At 57.0% G+C, this 797-nt stretch carries 1 protein-coding gene and 3 tRNA genes; all 4 read left to right on the top strand.

The genetic code is table 11. The features are described from left to right. Nucleotides 1–237 precede the first annotated feature (237 nt). Nucleotides 238–323: transfer RNA gene (locus VSR34_RS38105), tRNA-Tyr, on the top strand. A gap of 53 nt (nt 324–376) precedes the next feature. Next, nucleotides 377–450, top strand: a tRNA-Gly gene (locus VSR34_RS38100). A 16-nt stretch (nt 451–466) separates the two neighbouring features. Beyond that, a tRNA-Thr gene (locus VSR34_RS38095) sits at nt 467–541 on the top strand. A 108-nt stretch (nt 542–649) separates the two neighbouring features. Then, on the top strand, nt 650–797 hold a 148-nt coding region (locus VSR34_RS38090; protein ID WP_238272018.1), incomplete at its 3' end, for a GTP-binding protein.

The raw sequence follows: 797 nt of genomic DNA, 5'->3' as shown, positions 1-797 counted from the left end.
GGTCCCACCCCTTCCCATCCCGAACAGGACCGTGAAACGACTCCACGCCGATGATAGTGCGGATTGCCCGTGTGAAAGTAGGTAATCGTCAGGCTCCTCTACAAGCAAGACCCCGGCCCTAAAAAGCCGGGGTTTTTGCTTTTCCGCTCTCCCTATAAGTGAGAGCGTTGTGGGTTCGGCGCCGAACAAAGTGCTTGACACTTATCGGATGTTCCCCCATAATCATCAGTTCTCTGCGGAGGGGTGCCCGAGTGGCTAAAGGGGGCAGACTGTAAATCTGTTGGCTTACGCCTACGTTGGTTCGAATCCAACCTCCTCCACCAGAATTCAGCTGTAGCTAGTGTTGGGAATCAGTGTCGGGAATCGGCAGATCCTTGCGGGTGTAGCTCAATGGTAGAGCAGAAGCCTTCCAAGCTTACGACGAGGGTTCGATTCCCTTCACCCGCTCCAGCGAAATTAAGTAAATGCCCATGTGGCTCAGTGGTAGAGCACTCCCTTGGTAAGGGAGAGGTCGGCAGTTCGATCCTGCCCATGGGCACCAGCCGGTATCTAGCGGGCCTCAGAAGCCTCGCGTCGAGCAGGCAGCAGCAGCCAGTGATTGTTTGCGCGCCCCGCGCAACGTACGGAAAAATCCTCTTAGGAGTCGAAAATGGCCAAGGGTAAGTTTGAGCGGACCAAGCCGCACGTGAACGTGGGCACGATCGGTCACGTTGACCACGGCAAGACCACGCTGACGGCAGCGATCACGACGGTTCTGACCGCCAAGTTCGGCGGCGAGGCGAAGGCGTACGACCAGA

It is taken from the genome of Paraburkholderia sp. JHI2823 (assembly GCF_038900695.1).
GTDB lineage: Bacteria > Pseudomonadota > Gammaproteobacteria > Burkholderiales > Burkholderiaceae > Paraburkholderia > Paraburkholderia mimosarum.
Note: the sequence above shows the minus strand (reverse complement) of the source record. Positions and strands in the feature narration are given on the sequence as shown.